The organism is Nocardioides sp. J9 (genome assembly GCF_007829375.1).
Classification (GTDB): domain Bacteria; phylum Actinomycetota; class Actinomycetes; order Propionibacteriales; family Nocardioidaceae; genus Nocardioides.
Genome location: NZ_VLJQ01000055.1, coordinates 14397 through 34687 on the forward strand (window position 1 = coordinate 14397; position 20291 = coordinate 34687).

20 protein-coding genes are annotated in these 20291 nt (G+C 73.3%); 7 read left to right on the forward strand and 13 right to left on the reverse strand.

The window, feature by feature from the left end; all coding sequences use genetic code 11:
* Positions 1-6: 6 nt before the first annotated feature.
* From L615_RS05650 to L615_RS05695, 10 genes are all read right to left on the reverse strand, one after another.
* Positions 7-900 carry a hypothetical protein gene (locus L615_RS05650; RefSeq protein ID WP_145724406.1) on the reverse strand — a complete coding sequence of 298 codons (894 nt, stop codon included), beginning with the start codon at positions 898-900 and terminating at the stop codon, positions 7-9.
* A 38-nt stretch (positions 901-938) separates the two neighbouring features.
* Positions 939-1985: a DUF2510 domain-containing protein gene (locus L615_RS05655; protein WP_145724407.1), complete on the reverse strand. Its 1047-nt coding sequence runs from the start codon at positions 1983-1985 to the stop codon at positions 939-941.
* A 90-nt stretch (positions 1986-2075) separates the two neighbouring features.
* Entirely contained in the window at positions 2076-2576 is a 501-nt protein-coding gene (locus tag L615_RS05660) for a hypothetical protein (protein WP_145724408.1), read from the reverse strand.
* Between the two features lie 5 nt (positions 2577-2581).
* Complete coding sequence (locus L615_RS05665; RefSeq protein ID WP_145724409.1) at positions 2582-3550, reverse strand: putative zinc-binding metallopeptidase; 969 nt, start codon at positions 3548-3550, stop codon at positions 2582-2584.
* A gap of 17 nt (positions 3551-3567) precedes the next feature.
* A complete protein-coding gene (locus tag L615_RS05670; protein WP_145724410.1) occupies positions 3568-3858 on the reverse strand; it encodes a hypothetical protein in 291 nt (96 codons plus the stop codon).
* A gap of 69 nt (positions 3859-3927) precedes the next feature.
* Positions 3928-4812, reverse strand: a complete 885-nt coding sequence (locus tag L615_RS05675; protein ID WP_145724411.1) for a transglutaminase family protein — start codon at positions 4810-4812, stop codon at positions 3928-3930.
* The gene (locus L615_RS05680; RefSeq protein ID WP_145724412.1) at positions 4809-7292 is read right to left on the reverse strand and encodes a circularly permuted type 2 ATP-grasp protein; all 2484 of its coding nucleotides are present in this window, start codon (positions 7290-7292) and stop codon (positions 4809-4811) included. The genes L615_RS05675 and L615_RS05680 overlap by 4 nt, the downstream gene beginning before the upstream one ends.
* 96 nt (positions 7293-7388) lie before the next feature.
* The gene (locus L615_RS05685) at positions 7389-7652 is read right to left on the reverse strand and encodes a hypothetical protein (RefSeq protein ID WP_145724413.1); all 264 of its coding nucleotides are present in this window, start codon (positions 7650-7652) and stop codon (positions 7389-7391) included.
* Positions 7653-7656: 4 nt separating this feature from the next.
* Entirely contained in the window at positions 7657-8241 is a 585-nt protein-coding gene (locus L615_RS05690; protein ID WP_145724414.1) for a DUF2510 domain-containing protein, read from the reverse strand.
* 76 nt (positions 8242-8317) lie between these two features.
* Positions 8318-9226, reverse strand: a complete 909-nt coding sequence (locus L615_RS05695; protein WP_261376574.1) for a dimethylarginine dimethylaminohydrolase family protein — start codon at positions 9224-9226, stop codon at positions 8318-8320.
* Positions 9227-9400: 174 nt separating this feature from the next.
* On the opposite strand from L615_RS05695, the gene L615_RS05700 reads away from it, so the two are divergent.
* The 4 genes from L615_RS05700 to L615_RS05715 all read left to right on the forward strand — a co-directional run bounded on the left by L615_RS05700 (position 9401) and on the right by L615_RS05715 (position 12048).
* Positions 9401-10102, forward strand: a complete 702-nt coding sequence (locus L615_RS05700; RefSeq protein ID WP_051485478.1) for a GntR family transcriptional regulator — start codon at positions 9401-9403, stop codon at positions 10100-10102.
* Between the two features lie 41 nt (positions 10103-10143).
* Positions 10144-10536, forward strand: a complete 393-nt coding sequence (locus L615_RS05705; RefSeq protein ID WP_028654406.1) for a phage holin family protein — start codon at positions 10144-10146, stop codon at positions 10534-10536.
* Positions 10537-10543: 7 nt separating this feature from the next.
* Complete coding sequence (locus L615_RS05710) at positions 10544-11074, forward strand: low molecular weight protein-tyrosine-phosphatase (RefSeq protein ID WP_145724415.1); 531 nt, start codon at positions 10544-10546, stop codon at positions 11072-11074.
* Between the two features lie 119 nt (positions 11075-11193).
* Positions 11194-12048, forward strand: a complete 855-nt coding sequence (locus L615_RS05715) for a 3-hydroxybutyryl-CoA dehydrogenase (protein ID WP_145724416.1) — start codon at positions 11194-11196, stop codon at positions 12046-12048.
* Positions 12049-12158: 110 nt separating this feature from the next.
* Here L615_RS05715 and L615_RS05720 read toward each other — a convergent pair whose 3' ends face one another.
* On the reverse strand, positions 12159-12665 hold the full coding sequence (locus tag L615_RS05720) for a MarR family winged helix-turn-helix transcriptional regulator (RefSeq protein ID WP_145724417.1): 507 nt from the start codon (positions 12663-12665) through the stop codon (positions 12159-12161).
* Positions 12666-12781: 116 nt separating this feature from the next.
* On the opposite strand from L615_RS05720, the gene icmF reads away from it, so the two are divergent.
* The 3 genes from icmF to L615_RS05735 all read left to right on the forward strand — a co-directional run bounded on the left by icmF (position 12782) and on the right by L615_RS05735 (position 17984).
* A complete protein-coding gene (gene icmF, locus L615_RS05725; RefSeq protein ID WP_028654410.1) occupies positions 12782-15946 on the forward strand; it encodes a fused isobutyryl-CoA mutase/GTPase IcmF in 3165 nt (1054 codons plus the stop codon).
* Positions 15947-16143: 197 nt separating this feature from the next.
* On the forward strand, positions 16144-16521 hold the full coding sequence (locus L615_RS05730) for a YciI family protein (RefSeq protein ID WP_145724418.1): 378 nt from the start codon (positions 16144-16146) through the stop codon (positions 16519-16521).
* 182 nt (positions 16522-16703) lie between these two features.
* Positions 16704-17984, forward strand: a complete 1281-nt coding sequence (locus L615_RS05735) for an RNA polymerase sigma factor (RefSeq protein ID WP_145724419.1) — start codon at positions 16704-16706, stop codon at positions 17982-17984.
* 10 nt (positions 17985-17994) lie between these two features.
* Here L615_RS05735 and L615_RS05740 read toward each other — a convergent pair whose 3' ends face one another.
* A complete protein-coding gene (locus L615_RS05740) occupies positions 17995-18729 on the reverse strand; it encodes a hypothetical protein (protein WP_145724420.1) in 735 nt (244 codons plus the stop codon).
* A 179-nt stretch (positions 18730-18908) separates the two neighbouring features.
* A complete protein-coding gene (locus tag L615_RS05745; protein WP_145724421.1) occupies positions 18909-20180 on the reverse strand; it encodes an MFS transporter in 1272 nt (423 codons plus the stop codon).
* Positions 20181-20291 lie beyond the last annotated feature (111 nt).

Genomic DNA, 20291 nt, shown 5'->3' on the forward strand with positions numbered 1-20291 from the left:
CGCGCGTCAGCGCGGCAGCGGCTCGTGCGCCCAGTCGGGCGCCTCCTCGACGTACCGCTCGCGGCGCGGCCACAGCGACGCCGCCACCAGCACGGCACCGACCGGTGCGGCGAGCAGGAAGGTCCGCGCGTACGGCGACAGCGAACCCAGCACGGCGTCGAGCATCACGCGCACCATCGCCTGGTTGTCGACCTCGGCGCGCTCGACGCCGAGGTCCGTGAGCGGACCGACGGCGAGCACCACGAGGCCCGCGCCGAGCGCGCCGCCGAGCAGCGCGAGGCCGGCGGTGCGGACCCGGCCGCGCCACCCGCGCGCGAGCAGGACGGCCAGCCCGGCCAGCACCGCCCAGGCGAGGGGCAGCCAGCCGGCCGCGTCATGGGTCGTGCGGTAGGTCGGGCCGGCCTCGGCGACCTTGGCCCGCTCGACGACGGGCACGTCGAGCGGCACGACGGGCAGCAGCCCGACGGGGATACCGCGCTCCTCGAGCACGAGCAGCACCTGCGCCACCAGCGGGCTGGCGTCGACGGTCAGCATCCCGCTGGTGTCGGCGTCCGGGTCCTCCAGGAGGGCGATGACGTCGCCGTGGAGGTCGCGGTTGGCCGTGCGCCAGAAGGACGGGAAGTCGGGGCTCTCGACGACCTGCCCGGCCGCGGCGCGCGCCCACTTCTCGACCGCGGACGGCAGGCCGACCGGGACGTACTGCTGGAGCGCGTCGACCGCGGCCGCCGCGGCGGCGTCCGCCATCACGCTGCGCACGTCGGGGTCGTCGGCCAGCGGGCCGACGGTGTCGACGTACTCCTGGCGGTCGTCGACGCGCGCGGTCACCCACGTGGTGGCGATCGCCAGGGGCGCGAGGAGGGTCGCGAGGACGACGAGGACGAGGACCGAGAAGGAGCGCACGGACGAGTCAGCCGATCAGTCGCTCGACGAGGACCCGGTCAGCACTCGTCGTCGTCGTCGGCCTTGTCGTCCTTGACCTTCCAGTCACCGTCCTCCTTGCACAGGAGCGCGGTGCCCTCGTCCTCCTCGGTCTTCTCGCCGCCGAGGGCCTCGAGGGCCTTGTCGTTGTCGCCGGTGTACTCGGCGGTGGAGGTCCAGTCGACGCGCGCGGTGTCGCCGTCCTCCTCGACGTCGCCGGCCTCGACCTCGTAGTCGAAGTCCTTGCGGAAATCCTCGAACGAGACGCCGGTGAGCTCCTCGAACTCCTTGAACGAGTCATCGATGTCGGCCTGGGCCTCGTCGACGTACTCGCCGCAGCTGTCGACCTCGTACTCGGCGAACTCCTCCTCCTGCTTGTCCTTGGTGGAGAGGTCGCAGAGCTTCTCGACGTCGGCCTCCGACTGCGCGGTGAGGTAGTCCTCGAGCACGTCCGCGGGGCTGCTGCCGCCCAGGGAGCCGACGACGAGGACCAGGACGATCACGAGCACGACGAGCGCGGCGACCGCGCCGCCGATGATCGCGAAGAGCTTGCCCTTGCCCTTCGTGCCGCCCGCGGGCGGCTGGCCGTAGCCGGGCTGGCCGTACCCCGGCTGGCCGTAGCCGCCGGCCGGCTGGCCGTACTGACCCTGCTGGCCGGGCTGGCCGTACTGACCACCGTGCTGGCCGGGCTGGCCGTACTGGCCGCCCTGTCCGGGCTGTCCCCAGGCCTGCTGGCCCTGCTGCCACGGCTGCTGGGCCGGCTGTTGCGCGGGCTGGCCGTAGCCCTGCGCGCCACCCTGGCTGAAGTCCGCGGCCCGGTTGGGGGCGACGACGGTCGCCTGGTCGTCGGGCAGGCCCGGCGACTGCGGGGCCGACGGGCCGGACTGACCGGACTGGCCGGGCTGGCCGGGCTGGCCGGGCTGGCCGGGCTGGCCGGGCTGGCCGGCAGCACCACCGTCACCCGGACGGGTGTGCTCGGTCCACTGCGTGCCGTCCCACCAGCGCTCGCCGCCCTGGCCGTCGGGGTACCACCCGGGAGGGGTCGTGGGCTGGTTCGGGTCGGACATGCGGAACTCCTCGTGGTGCGAGCGGTGCGTCCGCCCTCGGGCCGTGGATACGGGCGGACATCATGCCACTGTGCCCCGTCCGCCGGGGGCTCAACCCGCGTCGACCCCGGCAATCCGCCAGTCGCCCTCGACCTCCAGCAGCTCGACCGTGCCGCGGTCGTAGCTCCCGGCGCCCTGCCACAGCTCGTCGAAGCCGGCCCGGTCCGCGCCGTGGTAGTCGAGCTCGACGAGGTACTCGACCCGCGCCCGGCCGTCGTCGTCGTTGAGCACCTCGACGGTGACCCGGACGTCGGTGTCGTCGGCGAAGGCGAGGAAGGGGTTGTCGGAGCCCGCCTGCTCGGCGGTGTCGGCGTACTCCGCGCAGTCGGCGAACGGGTGCCCGCCGTAGAGCTGGGCGTCGCGCCACTGCGCGGTGGCCAGGTCGCACTGGGTGCGCCAGTCGCCGCGCCACTGCGCGCGCAGGTAGTCCTCGGCGACGTCCGCCGGCCCGGGGCCGCGCAGTGCCAGCACGAGTGCGACCACGCCGGCCGCGACGGCCAGCACGACCACGCCCACGGCCAGCGCCGTACGACGCCCGGCCAGTGCCGCCACCGGCGTCACCCGGGCCCGCCGAGCGCGGCGACGAAGTCGAGCTTGTCGAGGACCGGCGGCGGGATCACGAACGGGTAGAGGTCGTCCTTGCCCATCGACCGGTTCACCTGGTTGAGCGCGACCGACAGCGGGACCCACACCTCGCGGACGAGGTCGCGGAAGGCGTCGTGCCCGGTGACGTCGGCGGTGGTCAGGCCATAGGCCGCAGCCGTGTCGCAGGTGTCGGCGATGTGCAGGTAGTGGGCGAAGGTCTCCGCGAAGTCCTCGAAGGGGTGCATGGTCGCGTAGGCGGAGAGGTACGACTCCTCCCACCCGACGGGCGGGCCCTCGGCGTAGTGGCGGTCGATCGCGGCCTGGTAGTCGGCGGTCTCGTCGCCGAAGAGCTCGCGGCAGCGCGCCAGCCGCTCGGGGTGCTCCTCGGTGACCAGCCGCGCCTGGACGAAGTGCCCGACCTCGTGGCGCAGGTGGCCCAGCATCGTGCGGTAGGGCTCGCCGAGCTGCACCCTGACCCGCTCGCGGCGGGCGTCGTCGGACTCGGCCAGGTCGATGGTGATCACGCCGTCCGCGTGCCCGATCACGACGTCCTCGCCGACGCTGCTGAGCATGTCGAAGACCAGCCCGCTGACGTCGAAGCCGAGGCGGTCGAGCTCGACGAGGAGGTGCCGCTTGGCCGCCTCCGCGGTGGGGAACTGGGCCAACCCCTGCGCGTCGTTGTCGTTGGGGCGGGTGCGGGTGTGGTCGCAGGCCGAGCACTGGCCGCCCTCCAGCCGCGCGAGCCAGGTGCAGCCGGAGAGGTCGAAGTTGCGGCAGCGGTGCCAGACGAGGCCGTCGGCGTCGACGTACCGGTGGTCGTGGTCGAGCGGCACGATGTCGTGCTCGGGGCGGAAGAAGCCGAGGGTGGTGCCGCAGGCGACGCAGGTGGAGTTCTCGAAGAAGAGCGGGCTGCCGCAGGCACGGCAGGAGAAGGCGCGCACGCGCGGCGCCCCGCCGCTCAGTTGTTCGCCGTGACGAGCCAGACCACCACGACCATCCCGACGAGGACGATCGCGGTCAGCAGGCCCATCCAGAACCCGATGGTGCGCTTGTCGCTCGGCGGGGGCGGCGGCAGGCCGGGACCTCCGAAACCGGCAGGCCCGGCGGGCGCGGGGGCGCCGTACGCCGGCGGCTGGCCGGGCTGCGGCGCGGGCGCGCCCCCACCCAGGTAGGCGGGCGGCGGCGGGGCTCCCTGGCCTCCGTGCTGGGGGCCGGGCTGAGGCGGGACACCGTACGGCGGCTGGCTCATGGGGCCAGCGTAGGCGGACCGCGGGCACCGCGTCAGCGATCTGGGGGCCCGGTTTCTGGTCGCCCGGGGTCAGCCGGCAGGCAGCGGGGCGACGTCGACGGACACGTCGAGCCGGGTCGAGGTGGCCTCGGTGAAGATCACGCCCTTGAGCGGAGGCACGTCGCCGTAGTCGCGCCCCCAGGCCAGGGTGACGTAGCGCTCGTCCTGGCGCTGGTCGTTGGTCGGGTCGACCGCGAGCCAGGCGTCGCCGCCGAGCCAGACCGCGACCCAGGCGTGCGAGGCGTCGGCGCCGACCATGCGCTCCCTGCCCGGCGGCGGCTCGGTGGCGAGGTAGCCGCTGACGTAGCGGGCGGCGAGGTCGTGGGCGCGCAGCGCGGACAGGGTGAGGTGGGCGAAGTCCTGGCAGACGCCCGCCCGCTTGGCGAGGATCTCCGAGACCGTCGAGGTCACCGTGGTGGCCGTCGGGTCGTAGTCGAAGTCCGCGTGGATGCGGTGGACGAGGTCCACGACGGCCTCGCCGACCGGGCGGCCCGGCGTGAGGGACGCGGCGGCGTAGTCCCGCGCCCCGGCGTGCAGCGGTACGGCGGCGCTGGGCAGCGCGAAGTCGGTGGCCTGCCACGCACCGGGGGCGGTCGGGTCGGCGAGCGGGCGCAGCTGCTCCCACGGCCGTGCCTCGGCGTCGGTGTCCACCTCGGGCGGCACCACCTCGACCTCACCACGGCCCACGACGGCCAGCTCGGTATGCGGGGTGGTCACCTGGAAGTAGACGACGGTGTTGCCGTAGAAGTCCGCGTCGCGGCTGGCATCCCCGGCCTCGGGGGTGACCTCGACGTCGTACGCACCCACGCGCTGCCACGGCAGCTCGCGGGGGACGAGGTGGCCGACCCCGAGGCTGTCGGTGACGTCGTCGTCGTAGGTGTAGGTGGTGCGGTGCTCGACGAGGTAGCGGGTCACGTGGCCACCCCCGTCAGCGTGGGCAGGACGCCGAAGGTGCGCGGCCGCGGGCCGGTCGCCAGGTGCAGCTCGCGGATCGCGTCGGCGACCCGCTCCAGCTGCGCGGTGACGTCGTCGAGGAACACCACCAGGTGCGGGCGCTGCTCGCCGCCGATCGCGACGAGTGCCGACACGTCGGCGCCCTCGACCTCGGCGAGGAGGTCGTCGAGCAGGCGCTCGGGGCGGGTGGAGCCGGTGGACGCGGCCTGCGCCGAGAGGTGCTCGCGCAGCCGGTCCAGGGAGAAGACCAGGGAGCGCGGGTTCTCCGGGTCCATCAGCAGCAGGTCGAGGACCCCGGCAGGGCGGACGTAGTCGCGGTAGCGGCGACGGTGGGTGACCGCGCTCTCGGCGGCGGTGAGGACGGCGGTGAGGACCTCCCGGTCGACGTCCATGCCCCGACGCTCGGTGGTCAGCCGCAGCAGGTGGCACAGCTGCAGCCCGCGCTCGAGGTAGCGCCCGGCAGCGGCCATGTGCCAGCCGGCGTCGCGGATCATGCTGGCCGTCACGCCCTGCAGGGCCAGCACCGCGGTGAGCATGCGGCCGGCGGACTCGGAGACCTGGTGGCTGTGGCGCGAGGCCCGCAGCACCACGCGGGCGCGGTCGACCGAGCCCATCGCGCGCCAGGCGTCGGCCGACATCTGGTCGCGCACCCCGGTCAGGGCCTCACGGAGCCCCGCGAGCGAGTGCGCGGCGGAGCCGACGCGGTCCTCGTCGAGCAGGACCGAGCGGAGGTCCTCGTCGTCGTCCTCGTGGACCCGGCCCGCCAGGCGGTGCACGGCGGACATCAGCACCTCGAGGCTCAGGCCGCCGGTGCTCTGCGGCCGGGTGCGGTAGTCGGTGACCAGCGCGTGCGCGGCGAGCACCAGCCGCAGCACGTCCTCGGAGCGCTCGCCGTAGCGGCCGAACCAGAACATGTCGTCCAGCACGCGCGGCACCGTCGCCGGGAGCGACCGGACGGCGGTCATCGGCAGCACCTCGGTCAGGCCCTGGTCGGGCTGCGTCGTGTCCTCCTTGAGGATCCACACGTCCTTGCTGGCGACGGTGGTGTCACCGTCGCGGGCGGTCGCGAGGCCGCCCAGCAGCGGGCGGTACGCCGACCCGTAGCGGAGCGTGAAGGTCCGCAGCACCACCTCGGCCGGCTCGACGGTGCGCCCGCGCCAGGTCGGCGACTGCGACAGCGGGAACCGCTGCTGCCCGACGAACGACCACGGCCGGGCGGACACGGTGAGCCGGAGCCGCTCCGGCGAGGCGCCCGCCAGGGTCGGGTCCGAGCCGTCGATCGAGCGGACGACGAGGTGCTCGAGGTTGTCCAGGACGTGGGCCAGCCCGTCGGGGTCACCGCACCACCACGTCGCCACCGACGGCAGCCGCAGCTGCTCGCCGAGCAGGTGCTCGCACGCGGCCGGGAGGAAGGGCAGCAGGCCGGGGTTCTCCAGCACCCCGGCGCCGAGCGTGTTGACGACCCGGACCCGTCCGCGTCGCACCGCCTCGGCGAGGCCGGCGACGCCGAGCTGCGAGTCGCCGCGCAGCACCAGCGGGTCGCTCCACGCCGCGTCCACGCGGCGCAGGACGACGTCGACCCGCTCGAGCCGCTGCGGCGTCCTCATCAGCACCCAGCCGTCGCGGACGACGAGGTCGCTGCCCTGCACCAGCGGGAAGCCGAGGTTGGCGGCGATCGTGGCCTGGTCGTAGTAGGTCTCCGAGTGCAGTCCCGGGCTGAGCACGACGACCCGCGGGTCGGGCAGGTCGCCGCCGGCGGACTGGAGCAGCGCGGAGCGCAGCGCCCAGAGGTACGGCGCCATTCGGTGCAGGTCCGCCTCGCGGTAGAGCTCGGGCTGCACCCGGCTCAGCACGCGACGGTTCTCGAGCGCGTAGCCGAGTCCCGACGGCGCCTGGGTGCGGTCGCCGAGGACCCGCCAGGTGCCGTCGGGGTCGCGGCCGAGATCGGTCGCGGAGAGCACCAGCGGGCGCGGGTCGTGCATCGAGGCGCGGGCCATGACCCGGGTGAAGCCGCGGTGGCCGAGGACGACCGCGGGCGGCACGATCCCCTCCGCCAGCAGGGTCTGCTCGCCGTAGAGGTCGGCGAGCAGGGCGTTGAGCAGCTCGGCGCGCTGGGCGAGGCCGACCTCGAGCTGCTTCCACGACGCCCCGTCGACGACCAGCGGCACCGGGTCGAGGCGCCACCGGGCCGCCCGCTGCCCGGGCCGGGAGTAGGTGACGCCGTCGTCCTCGAGGAAGCGGGCGATCTCGCCGGCGACGCGGCGCATCTCGTCGGCGTCGATGCGGGTGGCGACGTCCGCGAGCCGCTTCCACGGCGGGCGGAACGATCCGTCGGGGCCGACCACCTCGTCGTACCGGACGGCACCCTCCGGCGCGCCTCCTCCCCCACCGGCCAGCGTCGGCTGGGAGAGGCGCGCGGCGTAGTCGCGCAGCACCGTCACCGCGTGGCCCGCCCACCGTGCGGTCCCCCAGCGGCGGGGCCAGAGGCGGGGGCGGTCAGGTACACGGGGACAGCCTAGGGACGGGCGAGCGCGCTGCTACCGGGTGACGAGCACGAGCCCGACGACGACGCCGGCGAGCGCGAGGAGGCCGAGCACCAGGAGCGCCACCAGCACGGTGTTCCCGGCGCCCTTGCCGGTGCTGCTGCCCGGTGCCGGGGTGCCCGGCGGCGGGTAGCCCGCGCCCGGGGGCGGGAAGCCCGGCGGCGGGAAGGCCGGCGGCTGGCCCTGGGGCTGGCCGTGGGGCTGGCCCTGGGGCTGGTTCGGCGGTACGGCGCCGTACGGCTGGTTCGGGTCGCTCATCGGATCACGGCTCCAGCAGCTCGGAGGCCCAGGAGGCGAAGTCCTCCGGGTCGGTCGGGAAGTCGGACAGGAAGTCGCTCGGGAAGTCCGTCGGCAGGCCGGTCGGCAGCTCGCTCGGGAAGTCGGTCGGGTCGATCGTGGGCAGGTCCGAGGGGAAGTCCGAGGGGTCGATGGTGGGCAGGTCCAGCGACGAGGGCGCGTCCTCGGGGGTGGGCTCGGGCTCCACCGGGGTCGAGGTGTCGTCGACCGCCGGCTCCGCGTCGTCGCCGTCGCGGCCGAGCACGAGCAGCACCGCGACCACCGCGACCGCCACCAGCACCAGGGCGCCGAGCAGGCCGATGGTGACCCGCAGGCCCTTGCCGCCGCCGACCTGGAGCTGCTGGGTCGCCGGCGGGACCGGGCCGGGCGCGTCCTGCGGGGCGGGGACCACGACGGTCTGCCCGTTCGGCGCGTCCTGCCCGTCCTGCGCCTCGGGGGACGGGCGTACCTCGCCGCGCACGTGGTCGGTCCAGGCGTTGCCGTCGAACCACCGCTCGCGGCCGTCGCCGTCGTCGTACCAGCCGGGCTGGCTGGGTGTGGGACCGGTCACCGGGTCTCCTGGGCACTGGGAGGGACTTCCGGTGGGACACCGTATCCGTCCCGGTGCCGGGCCGCGGCCGGACCAGTCAGGCAGCGGCGGCGTCCGGCCCGGGGAGCAGCCCGACCGTGATGTCGAGCGGGTTGGTCAGGCAGCGCACCGACCCTCCCCCGAGGTGGAACTCCGAGACGTCGACGAGGACGACGTCGAAGCCGAGCGCGTCGAGCCGGCTCCGGACCCGGTCGGGGCAGCCCGGCATGACCACGCTCCGCCCGACCACGACGGAGTTGGCGCACCAGCTGCCGATCGCCTCCTCCTCGCTGAGCACCACCGGCTGCGGGACGAGGTCGAGCAGCCGGTGCGCCGACTCGTCGTCGAACGCGGCCGGGCAGACCAGGGCGTGCTCGTCGTCGAGGGGGCAGAAGGCGAGGTCGAGGTGGTACATCCCGGGATGAGTGATCCGCAGGCCGCGCACGCGCACGCCGAGGTCGCCGGCGAGCTGGCGCAGGGCGAGCTCGTCGGTGCGCGGTCCGTGCCCGACGACCAGGTCGCCCCGGAACGGGAAGGCGTCGCCGGCCTCGAAGTGCGCGCCGATCCCCTCGCGGCCGACGTACGACGGCGTGAAGCCCTGCGCCTCGAACCAGGCCCGCGCGGCGGGGGTCTCGACCCGGCGCTGCGGGTGGCGCATGTGCGACAGCACGACGGAGCGCCCTCCCGAACCGGTCCGGTCCGGGCGCAGCGCCACCAGCCCGAGGTTCATCGCGTAGACCATGTCGGGCGCCTGCGGCAGCGCCGGCACCTCCTCCACGGTGGCGCCGAGCGAGCGCAGCGTCGCGGCCAGGTGCTGCCACTGGTCGCGCGCCCGCACCGGGTCCGGCTGGACCGCCGGGTCCATGTAGGGGTTGATCGCGTAGTCGATCCGGTACGACGACGGCTCCACCATCGCGTAGTGCCGTCCCCACTCCAGCGCCGAGCCCATCAGCCCCTCCTCGGTCACGTCCGTCGGGTCCGGTGCTCCCGGACTCCTGCTCGCCGGCGCTGCCGGAACCGGCAGCACCACTATTGTCTGACAATCTGACAAGAACCGACAGGATAGCCCCCGACGGCGCCCGGCGGGAAGCACCGCGGACACGCGGGTCCCGGCGCCCGGCGAGGCGGCAGAATGGACCGCATGCCCGCCGCCCCCGCCACCCGCAAGGCGTTCGCCACGCTGAGCGTCGAGCACGCGTCGACGGTCTCCCGGGTGGCCGCCGAGCTGCGCCGGGCCGTCTTCGAGGGCGAGCTGGAGAGCGGCACGCCGCTGCGCGAGATCGCGCTGGCCGAGTCGCTCGGGGTCTCCCGGCCGACCGTGCGCGAGGCGCTGACCGTCCTCGTCGCCGAGGGCCTGGCGACCCGCGAGCCCAACCGGGGGGTGAGCGTCGCGACCCCGCGGGCCGAGTCCGTGCGCGACGTGTGCCGCGCCCGGTGGGTGCTGGAGGGGGCCGGCGTCCAGGCCTGGACCACCGCCGACGTCGTACGACGCCAGCGGGTGCGCGACACCCTCGAGTCCTACACGGCGGCGGTCCGAGGCGGGGAGGCGTCGTACGAGGAGCTCAACGAGCGCCACCTCTCCTTCCACGTCTCCCTCGTGGAGCTCACCGGCAGCCCACGGCTGGTGCAGATGGCCGAGGCCCTCATGGACGAGCTCAAGCTCGCGCTCGCCCAGGTCGACCGGATCAAGCGCAACGCCCACGACGAGGCGGAGTCGCACGAGGGCCTGGTGGAGCTGCTGGAGGCCGAGCGGATCGAGGGCCCCGACGGCGCCTACGAGTTCCTGCGCAAGCACATCGACGACGCCGAGGTCGAGATCATCGAGGCGCTCGACCTCGAGTGACCGTGGGCGGACGGCGCACCCCGGCCTGCCAGACTGGACGCATGATCGCGTTCCTCTCGCGCTGGGCCATCACCGTCGCCGCGCTGGCGGTGGCCGCCCAGCTCATCGACGGGATCTGGTTCGAGGGCGCCACCCGCGGCAGCGCCGAGGTCGAGGACAAGATCGTGCCCCTGGTGGTCGTCGCCCTCATCTCCTGCGCCATCACCGCGTTCGTGAAGCCGGTGCTGACGATCCTGTCGATCCCGTTCATCCTCCTCACGCTGGGCCTGTTCCTGGTCGTGATCAACGCGCTGCTGCTGCAGCTCACCGCGTGGCTCGCCGACGGGGTGGACCTCGGCTTCCACGTCGACGGGTTCTGGCCGGCGGTGTGGGGCTCGATCATCATCAGCATCACCACCTGGATCCTGGACGCCATCGTCGGCGTCGACGACTGAGGCCGCGATGAGCACCGCCCCGAGCCTGCCGCCTGCCCGCACGCCCGGCCGCTACCGCATCGCGGTCGTGTGCCTCGGCAACATCTGCCGCTCCCCCATGGCCGACGTGGTCCTCAACGCCCGCGTCGCCGACGCGGGCCTGGACGACCGGGTGGAGGTCGTCAGCGCCGGCACCGGCGACTGGCACGTCGGCCAGCCGATGGACCGGCGCGCTGCCGCCCTGCTCACCAGCGAGGGGTACGACGCCTCGCGCCACCGCGCGCAGCAGGTGCTCGCCGCGTGGCTGGACGAGCACGACCTCGTGCTGGCGATGGACGCCCAGAACCTCGCCGACCTGCGCGACCTCGGCCCCGGCAGCGCCGGCGGTGACGCCGATCCGGCACGGGTGCGGGCCTTACGCGACTTCGACCCGGAGGGGACCGGCGACGTCCCGGACCCCTACTACGGCGGTGACGCCGGCTTCCGCGAGGTGCTGGCGATGGTCGAGCGGACGGCGGAGGCGATCGTCGCCGGGCTCGACCGCGTCGTCGACGCCTGAGCGCTGCGCGCGGCCCACAACGCACCGCCCCCTTCTTTGTGGGGTCGCCCCTCGTCCCGGACGGGCCGACGGCGTAGATTGCTAGGACGTCCTAGTAATTCGAGCGAACGGAGACGGGAATGACGGACATCGAGCGGGTCGGCGTCGTCGGCGGAGGACTGATGGGGTCGGGCATCGCCGAGGTCAGCGCCCGCGCCGGCAAGGACGTGGTGGTCGTGGAGTCGTCGGCCGCCGCCGTCGAGGCCGCGCGCAACCGCCTGGAGACGTCGCTCAAGCGCGCCGAGAGCCGCGGCAAGATCGAGTCCGCCGCCGAGGTCCTCGACCGGATCCGCGTCGTGGAGGGCCTGGAGAACCTCGCCGACCGCCAGCTGGTCGTGGAGGCGATCGTCGAGGACGAGCAGGCCAAGACCGAGCTCTTCCGCCGCCTCGACGAGGTCGTCACCGACCCCGACGCGATCCTCGCCTCCAACACCTCCTCGATCCCGATCATGAAGCTCGGCGTCGCGACCAAGCGCCCCTCGCAGGTGCTGGGCGTGCACTTCTTCAACCCGGTGCCGGTGCTGAAGCTCGTCGAGCTCGTGCCGTCGCTGCTGACCGCCGACGAGACGACCGAGCGCGCCCGCGCGTTCGTGCAGGACGACCTGGGCAAGAACGCGATCGACTGCCAGGACCGCGCCGGCTTCGTCGTCAACGCGCTGCTCATCCCGTTCATCCTCTCGGCGATCCGGATGTTCGAGTCCGGCTTCGCCTCGGCCGAGGACATCGACCAGGGCCTCGTGCTCGGCGCCGCGCACCCGCAGGGCCCGCTGGCGCTCGCCGACCTGATCGGCCTGGACACCACCAAGGCCGTCGCCGAGTCGCTCTACGAGGAGTTCAAGGAGCCGCTCTACTCCTCGCCGCCGCTGCTCAACCGCATGGTCGAGGCCGGCCTGCTCGGCCGCAAGGTCGGCCGCGGGTTCTACACCTACGGCTGACCGGGCCGGACGTCCAGGAGGGCTGCGCGAGGCGCGGCCCTCCTGCGCTTTCCCCGGACCCACCAGCCACGGCCCGCAAGCCTCGAGGCTCGCGGGCGTCGGGCCGGACGTCAGTCCGGGAAGTCGCCCGAGGACCGGCGCAGCCGGCGCAGCAGCAGGTAGGCGTCCTCCTGCTGGCGGGGCGTGAGGCCGGTGATCGCGAAGTCGATCGCGGTGACCGCGTCGGTCGCCTTCTTCACCGTGGCGCGGCCGGCGGGCGTCAGCCGCGCGAGCGTACGACGGCGGTCGTCCTCGTCCGGGACCCGCTCGACGTAGCCCTGCGCCTCCAGCCGGTCGATCGCACTCGTCACCGAGGTGGGGTGCACCATCAGCCGCTCGCCGATCTTGCTCAGCGGCAGCGACCCGCGGTTGCTGAAGTGCAGCAGCACCAGCACCTCGTAGCGGGAGAAGGTCAGCCCGAAGGGCTTCAGCGCGGCGTCGAGCGCGCTGATCATCAGCTGCTGCACCCGCATCACCGACGTCGCCAGGCGCATGGCCGTCGCGTCGCCGAAGTGCTCCTCCCAGAGGTCGCCCGCGCGATCGATCGGGTCGAAGGGCAGGCGGGGGGCGGTGGGCATGACGCGGACTCTAGGGCATCCGTGGGCGTGTGGTGGACATCAACTTCACAGATTTAGTAGGACATCCTACTATCGGAGGTCCGAGCACTTCCCGATCGCCTCGGAGGGATCCCTCAATGACCGACAGCACCCTGCACGTCCCGAAGAACCCGGTCCGCCTGGTGACCGCGTCGAGCCTGTTCGACGGCCACGACGCGTCGATCAACATCATGCGGCGGATCTTCCAGAGCCAGGGCTGCGAGGTCGTCCACCTCGGGCACAACCGCTCCGTCGCCGAGGTCGTCGAGGCCGCGATCGAGGAGGACGTGCAGGGCATCGCCGTGTCGTCGTACCAGGGCGGCCACGTCGAGTACTTCGAGTACCTCGTCGAGCTGCTCCGCCAGCGCGGCGCCGAGCACATCCAGGTCGTCGGCGGCGGCGGTGGCGTCATCGTCCACGACGAGATCGAGCGCCTGCGCAGCTCGGGCGTCACCATCTTCTCGCCCGAGGACGGCCAGCGCCTGGGCCTGCCGGGCATGGTCAACACCGTCGTCGAGGCCTGCGACACCGACCTGTGGGAGACCGGCGCCGTCACCGCCGACCAGGTCCTCGCCGGCGACCGCACCGCGCTGGCGCGCGCCATCACCGGTGCCGAGCTCGGCCGCCTCGACGAGGAGTTCCTGGCCCGCCTCCGCGAGGCCACCAGCGGCCGCCCCGTGCCCGTCCTGGGCATCACCGGCACCGGCGGCTCCGGCAAGTCCAGCCTCACCGACGAGCTGGTCCGCCGCCTGCGCGTGGACCAGCAGGACAAGGTCCGCGTCGCGGTCATCGCCGTCGACCCGACCCGCCGCAAGGGTGGCGGCGCGCTGCTGGGCGACCGGATCCGGATGAACAGCCTCGACCTGACCGGCCTCGACCGGGACCGGGTCTACTTCCGCAGCCTCGCCACCCGTGGCGCGCACGAGGTCCCCGAGCACCTCACCGACGTCATCGACGTGGTCAAGGCCGCCGGCTTCGACCTCGTCGTCGTCGAGACCCCCGGCATCGGCCAGGGCGACGCGGCGATCGTGCCCTTCGTCGACACCTCGCTCTACGTGATGACGCCGGAGTTCGGCGCCGCCTCGCAGCTCGAGAAGATCGACATGCTCGACTTCGCCGACGCCGTCGCGATCAACAAGTTCGAGCGCCGCGGTGCCGCGGACGCGCTGCGCGACGTGGGTCGCCAGATGGTCCGCAACCGCGAGGCCTTCGGCAAGCAGCCCTCCGACATGCCGGTCTTCGGCACCTCCGCCGCGACCTTCGACGACGACGGCGTCACCGCGCTCTACCAGCACCTGCGCGGCCTGCTCGTCGAGAAGGGTCTGCCCGCCGCCGAGGGCATGCTCGCCCCGGTCGAGGGCAAGTTCTCCACCCGCATCCAGCAGGTGCTGCCGGCCGAGCGCGTGCGCTACCTCGCCGAGATCGCGCACACCGTGCGCGGCTACCACGCCGACACCGAGCTGCTCGTCGAGAAGGCCCGCCGCGCCCAGCGCTACGCGGCCGTCGCCGAGGAGCTCGCCGAGATCGAGGACCTCGCCGCGGCCGCCGCCCGCGCGAACGACGACCTGCCGCTGGACCTGCGCGACCAGATCCAGGAGTGGCCGTCGGTCGTGGCGGCGTACGACGAGGACACGAAGACCAACGGCCGGGTCTCGCTGGCCGGCACCCACGTGCCGCGGGTGGCCGTCCCGCGCTTCGAGGACCACGGCGAGCTCGTCCGCTTCTGGCGCCGCGAGAACCTTCCGGGCAAGTTCCCCTTCACCGCCGGCGTCTTCCCGTTCAAGCGCGCCGACGAGGACCCGGCCCGCATGTTCGCCGGCGAGGGCGACCCGTTCCGGACCAACAAGCGGTTCAAGCTGCTGTCCGAGGGCCAGCCCGCGACCCGCCTCTCCACCGCCTTCGACTCGGTCACGCTCTACGGCCGCGACCCCGACGAGCGGCCCGACATCTACGGCAAGGTCGGCACGTCCGGCGTGTCCGTCGCGACGCTCGACGACATGAAGGCGCTCTACGACGGCTTCGACCTGCTCTCGCCGACCACCTCGGTGTCGATGACGATCAACGGCCCGGCCCCGACGGTGCTGGCGTTCTTCCTCAACACCGTCATGGACCAGGCCCGCGAGCGCGGCATCGATCCCTACGAGGCGATCAAGTCCGTGCGCGGCACGGTGCAGGCCGACATCCTCAAGGAGGACCAGGGCCAGAACACCTGCCTGTTCTCCACGGAGTTCTCGCTGCGCTGCATGGCTGACATCCAGGAGTGGTTCATCCAGCAGCAGGTCCGCAACTTCTACTCCGTCTCGATCTCCGGCTACCACATCGCCGAGGCCGGGGCGAACCCGATCAGCCAGCTCGCGTTCACCCTCGCCAACGGCTTCACCTACGTGGAGTCGTACCTCGCGCGCGGCATGGACATCGACGACTTCGCGCCCAACCTGTCGTTCTTCTTCTCCAACGGCATGGACCCGGAGTACTCCGTCATCGGCCGCGTCGCCCGCCGCATCTGGGCGATCGCGATGAAGGAGCGGTACGGCGCCAACGAGCGCTCGCAGAAGCTGAAGTACCACGTCCAGACGTCGGGCCGCTCGCTGCACGCGCAGGAGATGGACTTCAACGACATCCGGACCACGCTGCAGGCGCTCATCGCGATCTACGACAACGCCAACTCGCTGCACACCAACGCCTACGACGAGGCCGTCACGACCCCGTCGGCGGAGTCCGTGCGCCGCGCGCTCGCGATCCAGCTGATCATCAACCGCGAGTGGGGCCTGGCGGCGAACGAGAACCCGCTGCAGGGCTCCTACATCGTCGACCAGCTCACCGACCTCGTGGAGGAGGCCGTGCTGCTCGAGTTCGACCGGATCTCCGAGCGCGGCGGCGTGCTCGGTGCGATGGAGACCGGCTACCAGCGCGGCCGGATCCAGGACGAGTCGATGCTCTACGAGCACAAGAAGCACGACGGCTCGCTGCCGATCATCGGCGTGAACACCTTCCGCAACCCCGGCGCCGGCGACGGCACCCCGGACCACATCGAGCTGGCCCGGGCGACGACGGAGGAGAAGGACTCGCAGCTCGAGCGGGTCCGGAAGTTCCAGGCCGACCACGCCGACGAGGCCGCGGCCGCGATCGCACGCCTCAAGGAGGCTGCGACCACCGGCGAGAACATCTTCGGCGTCCTCATGGACGCGGCGCGGGTGTGCTCGCTCGGCCAGGTCACCGAGGCGTTCTTCGAGGTCGGCGGCCAGTACCGCCGCAACGTCTGAGCCCGACGACCCGACACTCCGCACCACCCGACACTCCGCACCACCCGACGGGCGGTCTCCCCACACGGGGAGGCCGCCCGTCGGCGTACCCGGGGAAGGTCGTCTAGAAATTTCTTCGAGGTCGATGTCGAAGGCGGGTCGTCCCGATCGACGTAGGTTCGGAACAACCCACCCACCACTGTGAAGGACTGATCGACATGCCTCGTTTCATGGGTTTCGTGCGGATGGAAGAGGGCCAGGGCAACCCGCCGCAGGAACTGTTCGACGCGATGGACGCCTACATCGGCGAACAGGCCCAGAAGGGCGTCTTCCTCGACGGCGGCGGGCTCTTCGGCCTCGAGGACGCCGTGAACTTCGTGGTCCGCGAGGGCCAGGTCACCCGGGTCGACGGGCCGTACGCCGAGGCCCGCGAGGCCGTCGGCGGCTGGGCGCTGCTGCAGTACGACACCCTCGAGGAGGCCATCGCCGGCCAGGAGGAGTTCGCGCAGCTGCACGCCAAGCACTGGCCCGAGTGCCGCATGGTCGCCACCCTGCGCCAGGTCCCCGACGAGGGCCCCACCCCCTCCGACGCCTGACCCCTGCCCCGCGAGGTGTGAGGCTTGGCACCGCGAGGTGTGAAGGTTCGCACCACGAGGTGTGCGGGTCGGTACGACGTACGACCCTCACACCTCGCACCGCGAACCCTCACACCTCGGCCGGCGACCCGGCACACCTCGCGGTCGGAAGTCACGCACCTCGGCGGTCCTAGGCTGGCCGCATGGTGGAGGCGGCGACCGCGGAGGCGATCACGGCGACGTGGCGGCGAGAGTCGGCCCGGCTGGTGGGGGCGCTGGTGCGGATGACCCGCGACATCGACCTCGCCGAGGACCTCGCGCAGGACGCCCTCGTCGCGGCACTGGAGGCGTGGCCCGGGCAGGGCGTGCCCGCGAACCCCGGCGCGTGGCTGATGACGACCGCCAAGCGCCGCGGTATCGACCACATCCGGCGCGCGGACAACCTGCGTCGCAAGACCGAGGAGCTCGGACGTGCCGCGGAGGAGGTGAGCGCGATGCCGGACCTGGAGAGCCAGGTGGACCACATCGAGGACGACGTCCTGCGGCTGATGTTCCTGTGCTGCCACCCGGCGCTGACGCCGGAGTCCCGCGCCGCGCTCACCCTGCGCCTGGTCGGCGGGCTCACGACGACCGAGATCGCGCGCGGGTTCCTCGTGCCGGACGCGACGATGGGCCAGCGGATCTCCCGCGCCAAGCGCACCGTCGCCGAGGCGGGCGCCGACCTCGAGCTGCCGACCGGAGCGGAGCGCACGCAGCGCCTCGACGACGTGATGGCGGTGGTCTACCTCGTCTTCACCGAGGGGTACGTCGCCACGGCCGGTGACGACTGGGCGCGACCCGACCTCGTGAAGGAGGGGATCCGGCTCGCCCGCCTGCTGGCGGAGATCGCCCCGGACGAGCCGGAGGTGCACGGCCTGCAGGCGCTGCTGGAGCTGCAGGGGTCGCGGCTGCCGGCGCGCACGGACGCCGAGGGCAACCCCGTGCTGCTCGACGACCAGGACCGCAGCCGCTGGGACCAGCTGCTGGTCCGGCGCGGCCTCGCGGCACTGCGCCGCGCCGAGGAGCTCGCGGGTCGCGGGAAGCCGGTCGGCTCCTACTCCCTCCAGGCCGCGATCGCCGCGGTGCACGCCCGCGCGCGCACGGCGGCCGAGACCGACTGGTTGCGCATCGCACGCCTGTACGACGTCCTGGCGGCCGCCGCTCCCGGGCCGGTCGTCGAGGTCAACCGGGCCGTGGCCCACGGCCGGGCGTCGGGCCCGGACGCCGGGCTGGCCGTGCTCGACGCGGTCGACCCGGACACGCTGCGGGACTCCCCGCTGGTGCCGAGCGTGCGTGGCGACCTGCTCGAGCGCAGCGGCCACCACGCAGCGGCCGCGGACGAGTTCGAGGAGGCGGCGCGTCGTACCCGCAACGAGGGCGAGCGCACGCTCCTGCTGCGTCGGGCCGCCCGCGCCCGGGGGCTGGCGGGCGGCCCGACGGACTAGCCCGCCCGCCTCACTCGCAGGGGTCGCTGCCCGAGGCGCTGGTGGACGCCACGGTGCCGTCCTCGCCGATCCAGACGTAGAAGCCGGCCTGGTCGGTCGTCCACGCGAGCTCGAGCTCGCCGTCCTCGTCGGTCTCCTCGGCGGTGGGCTCGCCCATCACCTCGAGGACCTCCTCCTTCGTGGAGTCGAGGGTGACCTCGCAGAAGGCTCTCGACCACTCCGCGGTCCGCGCGGCGTCCTCCGCGATCGCCTCGGGGTCGGGGTCCTGCTCGCCGTAGTCGGCCTCGTCGTCGATGACCCACACACCGTCCTGCACCACGAGGTAGTAGACGCCGCCGCTGCCTTCGAGCTCGTGCTGGACGTCGGCGACCGCCCTGCCGTCGGCGTCCTGGTTGACCACGACGACGCTCTTCGAGACGTCGAGGAGCGGCTCGCCGTCCTGCACCAGCGAGGCGACCGCGGCGACGCGCTCGGCACAGTCCTTCGCGTCGTTCTCCTGGTCCTGCGCGGCGCCGTACTCGACCGACTCGTGCGCGCAGGCGGCAGGGTCGCCGGAGAAGAACTTCGTGAAGTAGTCGAGGACGACCGCCTTCGCGTCCTCGAGGGAGGGCGCCGACGCCGTGCCCGACCCGCTGCCGGCCCGGTCCCCCGCGTCCTTGCCGTCCCCGTCGGAACCACAGGCGGTGAGGGCGAGGCCGCACGTGGCGGCGATCGTGACGGCAGTACGGCGCAGCTTCAGGGACATCGGGCCTCCGGTCCTCGACATGGGAAAACCCGGGGGCAGGGCGCAGCGCGCGCACGCTCCCCGGGCACGACGGTCGAGGAACCTAGCAGCGACGCCCCGGGGTCGGCTGCAGAACGGACCAAAAAGTGAGGAAGCCTCGCCAAACTGTCCACGACACCTCGCCGCGGCTCGCCTGCAGGTCAGCCGGCGAGGGCATCGGCCTCGTGCCGCGGATCCGGCACTCCCGCCGAGCCGGGCGCGGTCGCGTCCCCCGCCGGCAGGCGCCAGTTCGCGAGGCCCGCGAGCATGACCACGCCCGCCGCCACCACCGGTACGACGAGTGCCGTGCCGGTGCCGAACCGGTCGGCGAGGCTCCCGGTGACCACGGAGGCGCTCGCCTGGCCGACGATGACGGCCGAACCGAGGAGGGTCATCACCGTCGCCGAGCGGCCGACAGGGCTGCGCACGGCGCCGAGGCTGTACTGCGTGACCATCGTCGGGCCGACGCCGATGCCGATGACGAGCAGCAGCAGGCACATCGCGCCGACCGACTCGACGAACGGCATCACCGCGGTGCCCGCGACGAGGACGCCGGCGAAGACGAGCCACCGGGCGCGCAACGTGAACCACGAGGGGAACAGCGCGACGCCGAGGGCGAACACCGCGGACCCGACGCCCATGACGCCGTACACGAGGCCGGCACCCTCCGGGTTGCCGTGGTCGGCCATGAAGGAGGTCAGCGAGGTGAGCATGCCGCCGAAGAAGAGGCCGACGCCGAGGATGCCGACCACGACGACGACCAGCCGCGCGCGCAGCAGCTCGGCGGCGGGTGCGGTGACGACCTTGGAGCCGCGGCCCGGGCGCACCGCCGTCGCGGACGGGTGCACCGCGAACGCGGAGACGAAGACCAGGGTGACGACCGCAGCGGCCGCGACCGGGGCCCACGGGTCGAGCAGCGTGCCGAGCACGCCGACGAGGATCGGGCCGACGATGAACACCATCTCGTCGGCCGCGGACTCGTAGGCCATGGTCGCGTCGAAGGTGCGCTCGCGGCGCGCGGGCGCGATCCGGGCGGCGATGACCTGCACCAGCCGGCTGCGCGACATCGGCGCGACCTGCGGGGCGGTGGCGCCGACGAGGAAGGCGACGGCGAGCACGGCCGCGCCCGGCAGCGGGCTGTGCACGATCCACGCCATCGTGCCCAGGGCGGTCGTCGAGGCGATGCCGGCGGCGAGCAGCACGGGTCGCTGGCCGAACCGGTCGGCGGCGGCGCCGAGCAGCGGGCCGAAGCAGGCGGCGCCCGCGCCGACCATGGCCGAGCTGAGGCCGCCGAAGGCGAGCGAGCCGCGACCGTCGACGACGAGCGTGAGCACGCCGACGACCATCATCGCGTAGGGCAGGCGCGCGACGAGCGCGATCGGGAAGTAGGCCGGTCCGGTCGCCCGGAGCAACGACGGGGAGTGATCCTGCATGTCCTCGGTCCAGTGGCTCAGGTGCCGCCTTGGACCGCCGGCCGGGCCGGCGCGAGGTGATACACGCGGTTTGATCTGGCAGGCCCATGGTACGCCCGGCGCGTCAGGCCC